12 protein-coding genes and 1 CRISPR repeat array (1 of these 13 cut by a window edge) are annotated in these 13,636 nt (G+C 65.9%); of the genes, 5 read left to right on the plus strand and 7 right to left on the minus strand.

The window, feature by feature from the left end:
* A CRISPR array of direct repeats spans window positions 1-1,426; the repeat unit is 31 nt; unit sequence GTCGCCCCTTCACGGGGGCGTGGATCGAAAC (it extends 711 nt beyond the left edge of the window).
* A 79-nt stretch (window positions 1,427-1,505) separates the two neighbouring features.
* The 3 genes from AWJ14_RS06610 to AWJ14_RS06620 form a co-directional block, all read right to left on the minus strand.
* Window positions 1,506-2,258, minus strand: coding sequence for an NYN domain-containing protein (locus AWJ14_RS06610; protein ID WP_066176627.1), 753 nt, complete (start codon window positions 2,256-2,258; stop codon window positions 1,506-1,508).
* Between the two features lie 151 nt (window positions 2,259-2,409).
* Window positions 2,410-3,393, minus strand: coding sequence for a dimethylarginine dimethylaminohydrolase family protein (locus AWJ14_RS06615; RefSeq protein WP_066176630.1), 984 nt, complete (start codon window positions 3,391-3,393; stop codon window positions 2,410-2,412).
* Window positions 3,394-3,444: 51 nt separating this feature from the next.
* Window positions 3,445-4,392, minus strand: a complete 948-nt coding sequence (locus AWJ14_RS06620) for a LysR family transcriptional regulator (protein WP_066176632.1) — start codon at window positions 4,390-4,392, stop codon at window positions 3,445-3,447.
* Between the two features lie 132 nt (window positions 4,393-4,524).
* Between AWJ14_RS06620 and AWJ14_RS06625 the strand changes: the two genes are divergently transcribed.
* The 4 genes from AWJ14_RS06625 to AWJ14_RS06640 are packed head-to-tail and all read left to right on the plus strand — an operon-like array spanning window position 4,525 to window position 7,923.
* Window positions 4,525-5,352 (plus strand): transporter substrate-binding domain-containing protein, encoded by an 828-nt coding sequence (locus AWJ14_RS06625; RefSeq protein ID WP_171904833.1) that lies wholly within the window; start codon window positions 4,525-4,527, stop codon window positions 5,350-5,352.
* Between the two features lie 24 nt (window positions 5,353-5,376).
* Entirely contained in the window at window positions 5,377-6,045 is a 669-nt protein-coding gene (locus AWJ14_RS06630; RefSeq protein WP_066176636.1) for an amino acid ABC transporter permease, read from the plus strand.
* Window positions 6,042-6,701, plus strand: coding sequence for an amino acid ABC transporter permease (locus AWJ14_RS06635; protein WP_066176637.1), 660 nt, complete (start codon window positions 6,042-6,044; stop codon window positions 6,699-6,701). Before AWJ14_RS06630 ends, AWJ14_RS06635 begins: the two co-directional genes overlap by 4 nt.
* Window positions 6,702-6,711: 10 nt before the next feature.
* On the plus strand, window positions 6,712-7,923 hold the full coding sequence (locus AWJ14_RS06640; protein WP_066176639.1) for a hydantoinase/carbamoylase family amidase: 1,212 nt from the start codon (window positions 6,712-6,714) through the stop codon (window positions 7,921-7,923).
* A 31-nt stretch (window positions 7,924-7,954) separates the two neighbouring features.
* On the opposite strand, the gene AWJ14_RS06645 is transcribed toward AWJ14_RS06640, so the two are convergent.
* The 4 genes from AWJ14_RS06645 to ilvD form a co-directional block, all read right to left on the minus strand.
* A complete protein-coding gene (locus AWJ14_RS06645) occupies window positions 7,955-9,238 on the minus strand; it encodes a TRAP transporter large permease (protein ID WP_066176641.1) in 1,284 nt (427 codons plus the stop codon).
* A gap of 24 nt (window positions 9,239-9,262) precedes the next feature.
* Window positions 9,263-9,760, minus strand: a complete 498-nt coding sequence (locus AWJ14_RS06650; protein WP_066176643.1) for a TRAP transporter small permease — start codon at window positions 9,758-9,760, stop codon at window positions 9,263-9,265.
* Between the two features lie 76 nt (window positions 9,761-9,836).
* A complete protein-coding gene (locus AWJ14_RS06655; RefSeq protein WP_083220102.1) occupies window positions 9,837-10,829 on the minus strand; it encodes a TRAP transporter substrate-binding protein in 993 nt (330 codons plus the stop codon).
* A gap of 55 nt (window positions 10,830-10,884) precedes the next feature.
* A complete protein-coding gene (gene ilvD, locus AWJ14_RS06660) occupies window positions 10,885-12,558 on the minus strand; it encodes a dihydroxy-acid dehydratase (protein WP_210183511.1) in 1,674 nt (557 codons plus the stop codon).
* A 114-nt stretch (window positions 12,559-12,672) separates the two neighbouring features.
* Between ilvD and AWJ14_RS06665 the strand changes: the two genes are divergently transcribed.
* Entirely contained in the window at window positions 12,673-13,587 is a 915-nt protein-coding gene (locus AWJ14_RS06665) for a LysR family transcriptional regulator (protein ID WP_066176647.1), read from the plus strand.
* Window positions 13,588-13,636 lie beyond the last annotated feature (49 nt).

Raw genomic sequence — 13,636 nt, forward strand, 5'->3', positions numbered from 1 at the left:
GCCGACATCGTCGCCCCTTCACGGGGGCGTGGATCGAAACAAAGTTCCAGCTGTCATCGATGTACAGATTGTAGGGTCGCCCCTTCACGGGGGCGTGGATCGAAACTCCCCGCGACGACAAGGGCAAGTGCCTAAACATCACCTGGAGTCGCCCCTTCACGGGGGCGTGGATCGAAACTACAAGCAGCGACCCCGGCCCCGGAATGAGGCCACCGTCGCCCCTTCACGGGGGCGTGGATCGAAACCCGGGCAAGCTGACATCGACAACCGGACGAAAGCCGTCGCCCCTTCACGGGGGCGTGGATCGAAACCGACCTGGCCTGGCAAGAAACCGACGACGGCGACGTCGCCCCTTCACGGGGGCGTGGATCGAAACGATATCATGTTCTACTCGAGCCGATATTTCGACGTCGCCCCTTCACGGGGGCGTGGATCGAAACCGGACGCGACCAACCAGGGCAGCCCCAAGGGCTACGTCGCCCCTTCACGGGGGCGTGGATCGAAACCTGTGTGCCGAATTCGGCATGGATGGCGAGCTGCGTCGCCCCTTCACGGGGGCGTGGATCGAAACGCCCGGGTGCACCGCAAACCTGTCCTTGCCGCCACGTCGCCCCTTCACGGGGGCGTGGATCGAAACCTGGCCGTGGCGCCAGGCGACCGACAGCATGGCCCGTCGCCCCTTCACGGGGGCGTGGATCGAAACAAGGTCGCGCGCCAAGGGCATAACGTCGACACTGCGTCGCCCCTTCACGGGGGCGTGGATCGAAACCAGCCGTGGCCAGATGTGATGATGCCGCGCTCTTGGTCGCCCCTTCACGGGGGCGTGGATCGAAACGGCTATCGCTGGCCGCGATCGATGACGAGTGGCTGTCGCCCCTTCACGGGGGCGTGGATCGAAACCTTGCCGCACCGGCGGCAATTGGCCTTGTCGGTCAGTCGCCCCTTCACGGGGGCGTGGATCGAAACCGCTGGGCAACCAATCCGCCGCGCAGGCCTGCCCGTCGCCCCTTCACGGGGGCGTGGATCGAAACAGCGATTTCGCCAGCGCCTTGAGTCCGCGGTACAGGGGTCGCCCCTTCACGGGGGCGTGGATCGAAACGCTCAAAACCTCGCGGGGCGCTGATATGTGGGACGTCGCCCCTTCACGGGGGCGTGGATCGAAACTGGTACCAGATCAATGCGTTGTAGCGGCTGTTCAAGTCGCCCCTTCACGGGGGCGTGGATCGAAACCTCTTCGAGCCGCTCTATGCGCTCGACCAGCGATCGTCGCCCCTTCACGGGGGCGTGGATCGAAACATGTCGCCATCCCTCCCGAAATCACGTCGGCCCAGTCGCCCCTTCACGGGGGCGTGGATCGAAACGCCGGAGGTGACCGGCTGCCCGGCGTCGCCGGTGGTCGCCCCTTCACGGGGGCGTGGGTCGAAACAGCCCGAAGCCGCAGGAGGGGCTCCAGCGCAGGTGTCGCCCCCTCACCGGGGGCGCGGCCGGGCGGGCTTTGGCTGGCGTTAGCGGTCGGCCTTCTTGCCGCCCGGTTGTTTCAGGCGCACGCGCAGGGTCTTGCCATCGGTCTGATCGAGCTCGAAGGCGCCGGTCTTGCGGACCAGATCGCTCAGCTTGCGAAAGCCGAAGGTGCGGGGGTCGAAATCCGATGACAGATTGGCGAGCTGCGTGCCGAGCGCGCCGAGAGGCACCCAGCCGTCCTCGCTGTCCATCTGCAGGATCACCTTTCTGAGCACGGGCGTCGCCGCACTTGGCGGCTGCAATGATGTGGCAGCGTCCGCGGCGCCGCCACGATCGGCATCGAGGTCGGGCAGCAGGTTTTCCGTGTAGGTGAAGCGGCGGCAGGCCTGGCGGAAACTCTCGGGCGTCTTCTGCTCGCCGAAGCCGAACACATCGACGCCCTGCTCGCGGATCCGGGAGGCGAGCCGGGTGAAGTCGCTGTCGGAGGAGACCAGGCAGAAGCCATCGAAGCGGCCGCTGTGCAGCAGGTCCATCGCGTCGATCACCAGCGTGATGTCGGACGCGTTCTTGCCGCTGGTATAGGCGAACTGCTGCTGCGGGATGATCGCGTGCCGGGCCAGCACCTCGGTCCATCCCTTCGAGCGGGGACTGGCGAAATCGCCATAGATGCGCCGGACGCTCGCCTCGCCGATCTTGGCGATCTCCTCGAACAGGCCATCGACGATCTTGGCGGAGGTGTTGTCGGCGTCGATCAGGATGGCGAGCCGGGGCGTGCGTGATTCGATGTGCTGGGTCATGGGCTATCCTTCGCGCGATCCGCGGCAAGTGTATACCCGCTACGCGAAACGCCAAGCCTCAAACCTGCGGCACGGCGCGCCTGCCCCGAAGCGCCGGGGCAGAGCGAGGGGGCGCGACCTTCCGCCCCGAGCGCCGGATGGCGCCTGCCGCTCAGGACCGGCGCAGCGGCTGATGGGCGCAGCGAAACGATCCGCCCGCCATACAGGGCACGCGGTAGGGGATGCGGATCACCTCGAACTGCCGCGCCTTCAGCGCCTGGGCCACCGGCTCCAGCGCCTCTTCGGAGGGAACCACCACGGTGCGGTCGTTGAGCACCAGATTGTTGCAGCCCATGTGGCCCTTGGCCAGCGCCTTGGGCACATCGATCACGTCCCACTCCTTCATGAAGGCCGGCAGTCCCTCGGGCAGCGCCTCCAGGCAGGCCACGGCCACGCCCTCGCGCGGGGTCATCAGCACGCAGTCGAGATGCGGAAACATCGGATCGATGCTGACGGTGTCGACTTCGTAGCCGGATCCGAGCGCATGCTGCAGCCAGCGCGCGCCCTCGGGATTGGAGCAGCCGCCGGAATTGCCGACCAGCACCCGGCGCCCGAGCACGAACACGTCGCCACCTTCGAGATAGCCCCAACCCGGTCCGTCGACATAATCGTCGGCGCCGGAGTCGGGCTGGGCGAAGAAGCGCGCGCCGCGGGCCATCGTCCCGGCGAGAATCCCGCGGATCGCGAAGCGCTGGCGGCGGTGAAACAGGCTGCGCGGCGCGAGTTCGATGACATTGGCGCCGATGGTGACGAACGGATCCCGCATCCAGGGCGTGCTGACGCCATGGTCTTCGCCGCGCGGGAACTTTCGATTGTCGGGCGAAATCGGGCCGGCGACATGGACGGTCACGCCGAGCCCGCGCAGAAGCTCGATCGCGCCGCTCACCTGGGCGCGCATCTCCGCAAAGATCTCCGGCGCCGCCTCGGCCACGTCGCGCCCGGCATTGGCCTGCCAGAAGGCGCCGAATTCGCCCTGGGCGCGCAACCTCGCATCGCCCAGAAATTTCGGAAGAACCCATGCATCGGGCGACCCGTAAACACATTCCCTGAGTTCAGCCCACTCCGACTCGACCCAGATCTCTTCAGCCTGCGACATTCCCACGTACTCCTGCATTGGTTCCGCGGGACACCATAGCTTCGCAAAGCGTCAGTCAAAGCGCGCAGGCGCACACTTCACTTGCGCAATTTGGGAAGTATCCCGCCCGACGGCCGCGAAGTTGCGGGCCAGTTCCGCCACGGCGCCCTTGGGCGGGATGTCCTTGCGCGTGACCACGTGAAAATCGACGCTGAGCCCCTCTTCCGGGTAAGGCAGCGCCACCAGGTCGGCAAAGGGTGCGGCCGCGTGCAGCGGCAGGATGCCGGTGCCCAGCCCGGCCGCCACCGCCGTCAGCACGCCTTCCAGGCTGTCGCCATAGGCCGTGGCCCGGAGCGGCATGGAGCTTTCGAAGCGCGCGAACTCGTCGGTCGGAAAGGACCGGGCGACATAGGGCAGCGGCGAGGACGCCGTGCCGGGGCGCCAGGCCATGACCTTGTCGAAATCCGGGCAATGCCGGCTCACGAACAATGCGTGCTTCTCGATGAAGGCCAGTTGATAGGCCAGCGAGGCGAGCGGCGTGCGCAGGTTGGTAAAGCCGATGTCGAGCTTGCGGTCGCGCACCAGGAAGTCGATCGCCCGCACCGGGTGGACGCCGATGCGCAGGCTGTAGGGCCGTGCGCCATACCTGAAGCGCCTGAGGGCCGGAATGATCGGACAGTGCGGATTGGCGATGATGTTGTCGATGATGCCGATCTCGATCGGATGCGGCACCGACGCCCGCGTTGACTGCAGCCGCTCCTCGAAACTGTGCACGTCCTCCATGAACCGCCGCGTCGCGCGGTAGACGGCGTCGCCATCGGGGGTGATGCCGAAGCCGCCGCGCCCGCGGCGGCACAGCTTGAGCCCGAGGCGCGTTTCAAGCGCGGAGATGTCCCGCGTGACCGCCGAGAGGCTGATCCCCTTCGCCTCCGCCGCGGCAGAAAATCCGTCATGCTCGACGACATCGACAAACACGTTGAGGATCCGCAGATCGATGCTCGAAAGGGCAAAGCCACGCATGAGGTTCTTTCTGTTCACTTGACTGGATCAGCAACCATGCTAGCCAAATTTGCCGTTTATGGTCAATCTCGGCACGCCTAGCGTCCGGACCATACTGCCGATGCCACACCACCCCCCAACATGGAGCCAGTCATGAACAAGATCACCAGATTATTGGCCTGCGCAGCAGCTGTTTTCGCGACGACGGCCAGCCATGCGGAAGATCTGGACAAAATTCGCTCGGAAGGACGCATCGTCGTGGCCACCGAGGCTGCCTTCGCCCCGTTCGAATTCGTTCAGGACGGCAAGATCGTCGGCTTCGGCTCGGAATTGCTGAAGCAGGTTGCCGCCGATCTCGAGGTCGAGGTCGAACAGCTCGACCTGCCGTTCCAGGGCATTCTCGCGGGCCTGGCGGCCGGGCAGTATGACCTGGTGGCGACATCGGTCGCCATCAATCCTGAACGGGCGGCCACCTATGCCTTCACCCGGCCTTTCGCCGCCATCGAGAACGTGATCGTGACAGCGGCCGACGCGGACGACATCACCTCCGTGGACGACCTCGCCGGAAAGCTGGTGGGGACCCAGCTCGGCAGTTCGACTGAAGCCGTTGCCCGCGACATCGACAAGATGCTCGCCGACAAGGGAGAAGGCTTCTCCGATCTGCGGCTCTACCAGACCTTCCCGGACACGGCCTTCGCTTTGCGTTCGGGCCAGGTCGATGCCATCATCGTGGCCAATCTGACGGCAGGCGAATTCATGGCCAGCGCGCCCGGCGAGTTCCGCGTTGCCGGCAGCTACGGCGATCCGGTGATGCTGTCCTGGGTGCTGCGCCCGGGCAATCCGGGCCTGCTGGGCAGCATCAACGGCACCATCGGCCGGCTTGCCGACAGCGGCGCCCTGGCCGAAATGCAGGAACGCTGGATTGGCGTCGCCACACCGGTTCCGGCAGAAAACTACCTGCCGGACGGCGCGGTTCAATAGGGCTCGGGGCAAGGCGGCAGGCTTATGGAATTCATCGTTCGGGTCCTGCAGACCCTTCCGTTGCTTCTTGATGGGCTTGCCGCCACCCTGGCGATCTGCCTGGCGGGCATGATCGCCGCCATCCTCCTCGCCGTGCCGCTGGTGCTGGCGCGGCGCTCCGATATAGGCCTGCTGCAGAAAGCAGCCTGGGCATGGGTCTCGCTGATGCGCGGCCTGCCGATCGTGATCCTGGTCTTCCTTCTCTATTTCGGCGTACCGGCGTTGCTCGGGCTGGGGCGGGTCTCCGCCTTCTGGGTGGGCGTGCTGGCACTCGCGCTCAACGGCAGTGCCTTCCTGAGCGAGATCCTGCGGGCCTCCATCGCCTCGGTCGGCCGCGGGCAATGGGATGCCGCGGCGAGCCTGGGGCTGAGCCCGGGCGTGACCTGGGCGAGAGTGATAGGACCACAGGCGCTGCGGATCGCGCTGCCTGCGATCGTCGGCGAGATGACATTCCTGGTCAAGGCGCCGCCGGTGCTGTCGCTGATCACCGTGGTCGATCTCACGCGGCGCTCGCAGCAGGTGGCGATGCAGACCTTCGATCCGCTGGTGCCGATGCTGGCGGCGGCCCTGCTCTATTTCGCGGTGCTGTACGCCCTGTCCGAATTGTCACGGCTTCTGGAGCGCCGGCTGGCGCTGGTGGAGCACCGGGCATGACCGAGTTCCTCGCCGTCAACGGAACCCAGATCCTGGAAGGGTTCTGGAACACGATCCGGATCGTGCTGTCCGGTTTCGTTCTGGGCGCCCTGATCGGCGCGCCGCTGGGGCTTGCCCGGCAAGGCCGGCATGCGCTGCCGCGGATCATCGCCGGCGCCTATGTCGAGGCGATCCGCAACACCCCGTTCCTGATCCAGGCGAGCCTGCTGTTCGCCTTTGCCGGCGTGCTGCGGCTGCGGCTGCCGATGGAGATGCTCGGCATCACCGCCGTTGCGCTCTATACCGCCGCTTACATGGCCGAGATCGTGCGCGGCGCCCTGCTCGCCATCCCCGCAGGCCAGTGGGAAGCGGCCGATGCGCTGGGCCTCGGCAAGGCCCAGGCCTTCCGGCTGGTGGTGTTGCCGCAACTGATGCCCTTCGCGCTGCCGGCGAGCACCAACCTGTTTGCCACGGTGACCAAGGAATCGGCCTTTCTTTCGGCGCTTTCGGTGGCTGAACTGACCTTTGCGGGTCAGGTCGTGATCGCCCGCACCTTCGCCGTCTTCGAGGTCTGGGCGCTGGTGGGCGCGCTGTACCTGATGTTCATCCTCGCCCTGTTTGCCGTCTCCGAAAGGCTCGAGCGGCATTTCGCCTGGGCCCGACACTCCCGTAGCTGAGGTTGCCGACATGAAACCCATTCCCGTGAACCCGGACCGGCTTCTGGCCGAGCTTGCAGAACTCAGGCGCTTCGGCGCCCAGGGAAAGGGCGTGGCGCGGATGGCCTTTTCGGAGCCGGATCTTGCTTCCCGCGCCCTGCTTGCCGAGCGCATGCGGGACGCAGGACTCGAAGTCACGGTCGATGCCTGCGGCAACCTGTTCGGCATCCCCCCGGGGGTCGGGCCGTGCCTGCTGATCGGATCGCACAGCGACACCCAGCCGCTGGGCGGGTGGCTCGACGGGATCTATGGCGTGCTCTGCGGCCTGGAGGTCGCGCGAGCATCGCTCGAGAGCGGCGGGCCGCGGGTGGCGGTGGTGTCGTTCCAGGACGAGGAAGGACGCTTCGGCGGGCTGACCGGAAGTGCTGTCTGGGCCGGCGTCATGCCGCTTGCAGAGGCCGATGCCCTGCACGACGCCGAAGGTGCGCGTTTCGCAGACGCACGCTGCACGGTCGGGCGGATCGCCCCCGTGGCGGAGGTTCCGGCCGGGCGGTTCTCGGCCTATCTGGAAGCGCATATCGAACAGGGACCGGTGCTGGACCAGTCGAACGAAGCCATCGGCGTGGTGGAGGCGATCGTCGGCATGCGCGGCTTCACCCTGCGGTTTGTCGGGCAGGCCAACCATGCCGGAACCACGCCGATGCATCTTCGCCGCGATGCGCTCCGCGCCGCCGCACAGTTCATCCGCGATCTCGAAGAGGCCTTCGCGCCGCATGTGACGGAGAAGACCGTCTGGACACACGGCCATCTCGCGGTCGAGCCCAATGCGGCCTCGATCGTTCCGGGAAAGGCGAGCCTGTCGGTGCAGATGCGCGATCCCGACAGCGACCGTCTCGAGACGCTGATGGCGATCGCGCTGGAACTGGCCGAGACGATCGCCCGCGACCGCGAGCTTGCCCTGGAGATCGAGCAAGGCCCGCGATTTGAGCCGGTGCCGATGTCGCAAGCCCTTGTCGCTGCGATCACCGCGGCGGCGGAGACCCATGCTGCCGGTGCCTGGCGGCGGATGCCGTCCGGCGCGCTTCACGACGCTTCCAACGTGGCGCAGGTCCTGCCGGTGGGCATGATGTTCGTGCCCTCGATCGGCGGCATCAGCCACAATCCCGACGAAGACACGGCGCCGGAGCATCTGGTGAGGGGGCTGGTCACGCTCGCCGACGCGGCCGGCCGCCTCGCCTCCTGATCGCGCCTCGCGCACGCACCCGCGGGAAGGGTCAGAAGCCGCTCGCCTGCGGCAGCCAGGACGACAGCGCCGGCGCCAGTGTCAGCAGCATCAGCACGATCAGGTGCGCGATCATGAAGGGCGGCATCTCCCTGACAAGTTCGCCCACGTCGAGCTTGACCGTCGAGGAGATGACGAACAGCAACGCCCCGACCGGGGGCGTGACCAGCCCGATGGTCAGGTTGACGATCACGATCATGGCGAACTGGAACGGGTCGATGCCGAGGCTCAGGGCGATCGGCGAGAGGATCGGCACCAGCACCATCACCCCGGGCAGCGGGTCCATGAACATGCCGAACAGGATCAGCAGCAGGTTGACGGCGAGCAGGAACACGATCGGGCTCAGGTTCCAGGCCGTGATGAGTTCGGCGAGCGTCTGCGGCACGCTTTCGATGATGAGAACCCAGGCGAAGGCGCGCGCGGCGGCAAGGATGAGGAGCACCGAGACGCTGACAAGCGCGGCGCGCAGGACGATCGCCGGCAGGTCGCGCGGCTTCAGCGACCGGTAGACGAAGCCGCCGCACAGCAAGGCGTAGAAGACCGCCACCACCGAGGCTTCGGTGGGCGTGAAGACGCCGCCGCGGATGCCGCCGATGATGATGCCGACCAGCACCAGGGCGGGAATGGCCATGACCGTGGTGCGCACCATTTCGGGGAAGGAGGGCCTGGGTTCGCTCGCGCGGTAACCGCGCCGGCGGCAGACATGCCAGTTGGCGGCACACAGCATTACCGTCATCAGAAGCCCCGGAAGGATGCCGGCCATGAACAGCCCGCCGACCGAGACTTCGTTGACCTGCATGGCGTAGAGAATCATGATGATCGAGGGCGGGATGATCGGGCCGATCACCGCGCTCGATGCGGTCAGCGCGCCGGCATAGGATTTGTCGTAACCGCTTCGTTCCATCATCCGCACCATCATCGCGCCCGGACCGGCGGCGTCGGCGAGCGCAGAGCCGGAAATGCCCGCGAACATCGTCGACGACAGCACATTGGCATAGCCCAGACCACCCCGCAGATGGCCCACGAACTGGGACGCGAAGCGCAGCAGGACGATGGTCATCGCGCCGCCCGTCATCAGTTCGGCGGCCAGGATGAAGAACGGCACCGCCATCAGCGGAAAACTGTCGAGGCCGGAGAACATCTCCTTGATCACGACGAGCATCGGATAGCTCGATCCGAACAGGACGGCGAGCGCGGCCGAGATCGCAAGCGAAAACGCCACCGGCACGCCGATGACGAGAAGCCCGAAGAAGGAAATGAACAGGATCGTCACCATCGGCTTATCCGGATATCGTCCATGCTAGCCCCCGCCTGCCGGACGGTCGTCAGCGCTTCCGCCCGTCGCCACATAGTGCCGGAGCACGAGCAGGAAGTGGACGATCAGCAACGCAAAGCCGACCGGCATGGCCGCATAGATGAAGTGAAAGGGGACCCGCGTCGCGGGCGTCAACTGCCGCCCCATGCGCGTCATGTAGTCATGGCCGAACCAGACCATGCCGGCGAAGAAGCCGAGCAGGATCATGGCAACGACGATGCGCAGCGCGCGCTTTACCGGGGGCGGGACGAGGTCATGCAGATTGGTGATCGCCACATGTCCGCCCGCCCGCAGCACCAACCCCGCGCCGACAAACGTCATCCAGATCATCAGATAACGCGCGACCTCCTCCGCCCAGATGAGCGAATAGTTGGTCAGATAACGCAGGGCGACATTGGTGAAGACGATCACCGTCATGGCCGCCAGGATCAGCAGCACGAGCCATTCATTGACCCTGACAAATTGGCGCTCGAACATTTGCATCGTGTCTCACCTTGAAAAGAGAGCCGGCACGCGCGGAGGCGTGCCGGCAGCACCTGCGGGCGGTCGGCGCAGGGCGTTATTCGGTGGCGATGATCCGATCGACCAGGTCCTTGCCATACGTGCCGTAATACTGCTCGTAGGCAGTTTCCAGCGCCCCCTGAAATGCCGCCTTCTGCTCCTTGCTGAGTTCCCCGACGGTCATGCCTTCGGCCTTGAGCTGTTCGACGCCTGAGCTTTCGACACCGTCGACGAAAGCGCGCATCGCCGCGACGGCTTCGGTCGCGCCCTTGCGGAAGATCTCCCGGTCTTCCTCGGACAGGCCGTCCCAGAACGGCCGCGAAACGAGGAACACGGTCGGCGAATAGACATGGCCTGAGAGGGTGAGATAGGTCTGGACTTCGGAAAGCTTGGCCGAGGTGATCACCGACAGCGGGTTTTCCTGGCCGTCGATCGTGCCCTGCTCAAGCGCGCCGATGACCTCCGGCCAGGCCATCGGCGTGGGCGCGGCTCCGAGCGTCTCGAAGGCGGTGATGTGCGTGGGGTTCTCCATCGTCCGCAGCTTCAGGCCGGAGATGTCCGCCGGGGTTTCGATGGCGTTGCGGTTGTTGGTGATGTGGCGGAAGCCCTGCTCGCCCCAGGCGATGGCGACCAGCCCGACATCGTCGAACTTCTTGAGGATCTCCTGCCCCACCGGTCCGTCGAGAACCCGGCGCGCATGGCCGAGGTCGCGGAACAGGAACGGAATGTCGAAGACCCCGGCTTCCGGCACGAAATTGGACAGGGTGCCGGATGAGACGATCGTCGTTTCGACGGTGCCGAGCTGAACGCCCTCGATCACTTCCCGCTCGCCGCCCAGGCCCGAGGACGGAAAATGCCGGAAGGCGTAACGCCCTTCGCTCTCCGCCTCCACGAATTCCTGCCACCGTGCGGCCGCGACCCCGTAATGCGATGTCGGCGCCAGCGCGTAGCCGAGCTTGATTTCCTGTTGCGCGGATGCCGCCGTGGCGAGCCCCCACAGCGTCGCCGCGGCAAGCGTGGCGCGCACGAACTGCCTTCCTGTCTTGAGCATGATCTTTCTCCTCCCTGTGTGTGATGTGTGGACGGGGCGTCCCCGGGCGCCCCTGCTATCCGGTGACGGCTCCCTCGTTGGCGGGGCTTGCAAGCGCGGCGAACTTGGCCAGCACGCCGCGCGTGTAGCGCGGTGCCGGCTGGCGCCACGCGCGCCGTCGCCGATCGATCTCTTCTGCCGGCACGTCGAGCTGAAGCAGGCGGCGATCGGCATCGATGGTGATCTGGTCGCCCTCCTCGACCAGCGCGATCGTTCCGCCGACAAAGGCCTCCGGCGTGACATGGCCGACGAGCATGCCCCAGGACCCGCCGGAAAAGCGGCCGTCGGTGATCAGGCCGACCTTGTCACCGAGCCCGCGGCCGACAATCGCCGAGGTCGGCGCGAGCATTTCTGGCATGCCGGGACCGCCCTTCGGACCGAGATAGCGCAGCACCAGCACGTCGCCGGGCCGGATCGCACCGGACAGGATGGCGTCGAGTGCGGACTGCTCGTCATTGAAGACACGCGCCGGGCCGGTGATCGAGGTCGATTTCAGGCCGGTGATCTTGGCGACCGCGCCGCCCTCGGCGAGATTGCCGCGCAGGATCGCCAGATGGCCTTCCTGGTAGAGCGGGGCATCGACCGGGCGCACCACATCCTGACCTTCGGGCGGGTGGTCGGGCACATCGGCGAGTTCGTCCGCAATCGTCCTGCCGGTGATCGTCATGCAGCCGGGATTGAGCAGGCCGGCATTGAGCAAGAGTTTGAGCACCTGGGGAACGCCGCCCTGCCGGTGCAGGTCGACCGCCATGTAACGCCCGGAGGGCTTGAGGTCGCAGATGACCGGCACCTTCTTGCGGATGCGCTCGAAATCATCGAGCGTCCACTCGACTTCGGCAGCATGACAGATGGCGAGATAGTGCAACACGGCATTGGTCGAGCCACCGGTCGCCATCACCAGCGCGATGGCATTCTCGACGCTTTCGCGGGTGATGATGTCGCGCGGCCTGATGCCCTTCCTGACCGCTTCGACCAGCACGGTGGCCGACGCCGCCGCCGACGAGCGTTTCTCCTCATCGACATTGGCCATCAGCGAGGAACCGAGCAGCGACATGCCCAGCGCCTCGAAGGACGAACTCATCGTGTTGGCCGTGTACATGCCGCCACAGGCGCCGGTGCTCGGACAGGCGTGCCGTTCGATGCCGTCGAAATCCTCCTGGCTCATGTGGCCCGCCTTGATCGCGCCGACCGCCTCGAAGGCCGAGACGATCGACAGGTCGTTGCCCTTCCAGTTCCCCGGCTTGATGGTGCCGCCATAGACATAGACCGCCGGCACGTTCGCCCGTGCGATCCCGATCATGCCGCCGGGCTTGTTCTTGTCGCAGCCGCCGATCACGAGAACGCCGTCCATCCACTGTCCCTGGACGGTGGTTTCAACGCAATCGGCAATCACCTCGCGCGAGACGAGGGAGTACTTCATGCCTTCGGTGCCCATCGACATGCCATCGGAGATGGTGGGGACGCCGAACATCTGGGGATTGGCGCCGGCAGCCCTGATCGCATCCGCTGCGGCATCAGCCAGCGGCTGAAGCCCGGCATTGCAGGGCGTGATGGTCGAGTGCCCGTTGGCGATCCCGATCATGGGCTTGTCGAAATCCTCGCTGCGATAGCCGAGTGCCCGGAACATCGCGCGATTGGGCGAGCGTTCGACGCCTTTGGTGATCATGCTCGATCGCAGGTCCTGCGGCACTGGCTGCCCTCCCTCGGCTGGCTGGTGAGCCAAAGCATAAGCGGCAACCAAGTAATTCTGGAAATAGATTTATCATATGATATTAGGTCGTATTGCATATTAATCGAGATACTCATGGAACTGCGCCAGCTCCGCCACTTCGTCGCCGTTGCCGAAGAACTGCATTTCGGCAGGGCCGCGGAACGGCTGCACATGACACAGCCGCCGCTGAGCCAGAGCATTCAGGCGCTGGAAGCCGACCTCGGCGTGCAACTGTTCGTGCGCACCAAGCGCACGGTGCGGCTGTCGCCGATCGGCAAGGAGTGGCTGCCCTATGCGCGGCGGGTGCTGGGCGAAGCGACGACGCTTCCCGAGCTGGCCCGGCGGCTGTCCCGCGGCGAGGTCGGCACGCTGCACCTGGCCTTTGTGAGCTTCGTTGGCTACAGCTTCCTTCCGCGGCTGGTCAGCCGCTTCAAGCACGCCTTCCCCGAGGTGGACATCGAACTGAACGAAGCGACCAGCAACGTCCAGATCGACGGCCTGCTTGCGGGCGAACTCGATATCGGCCTGATGATCCCGCCGCCGAACCGGGCCATGCCGGCCCCGCTCGGCTATGTGCCGATCAGTTCGGAGGAACTGGTCGTGGCCATGCCGACCACGTGGTTGGAGGTCGGCGATCCCGCGCACGCGACCGGCACCGTCTCCTTCGATCGCCTCAGGGGCAAGCCGCTCATCCTGTTTCCGCGGACCGGGGCGCCCGTTCTTCACGATCTCGTCACCCGCCTTTACGCCGACTTCGGCGCGCATCCCGTCATCGGCCAGCGCGCGATGCAGATGCAGACCATCATCAATCTGGTGGCGGAAGGATTGGGGCTTGCCTTCGTGCCGAGCTCGATGTGCAGCCTGTCACCGGCCGGCGTCACCTATCTTCGGCTGCGGGAAAGCGCCCCGACGATCGAAGTCGGGATGGGCTGGCGCCCGGAAGAGGCTCCCGAACTGGTGCGCAAGTTCGTCGCCTTCGTCGCGGACGAAATCGCGAGACCGATGTAAAGGACCCTTGACAAGGACATGCTTGCGCGATCTTATGTAAAGGACACTT

Origin of the sequence: Parahoeflea olei (genome assembly GCF_001703635.1) — a bacterium.
GTDB classification, from domain to species: Bacteria; Pseudomonadota; Alphaproteobacteria; order Rhizobiales; family Rhizobiaceae; genus Hoeflea; species Hoeflea olei.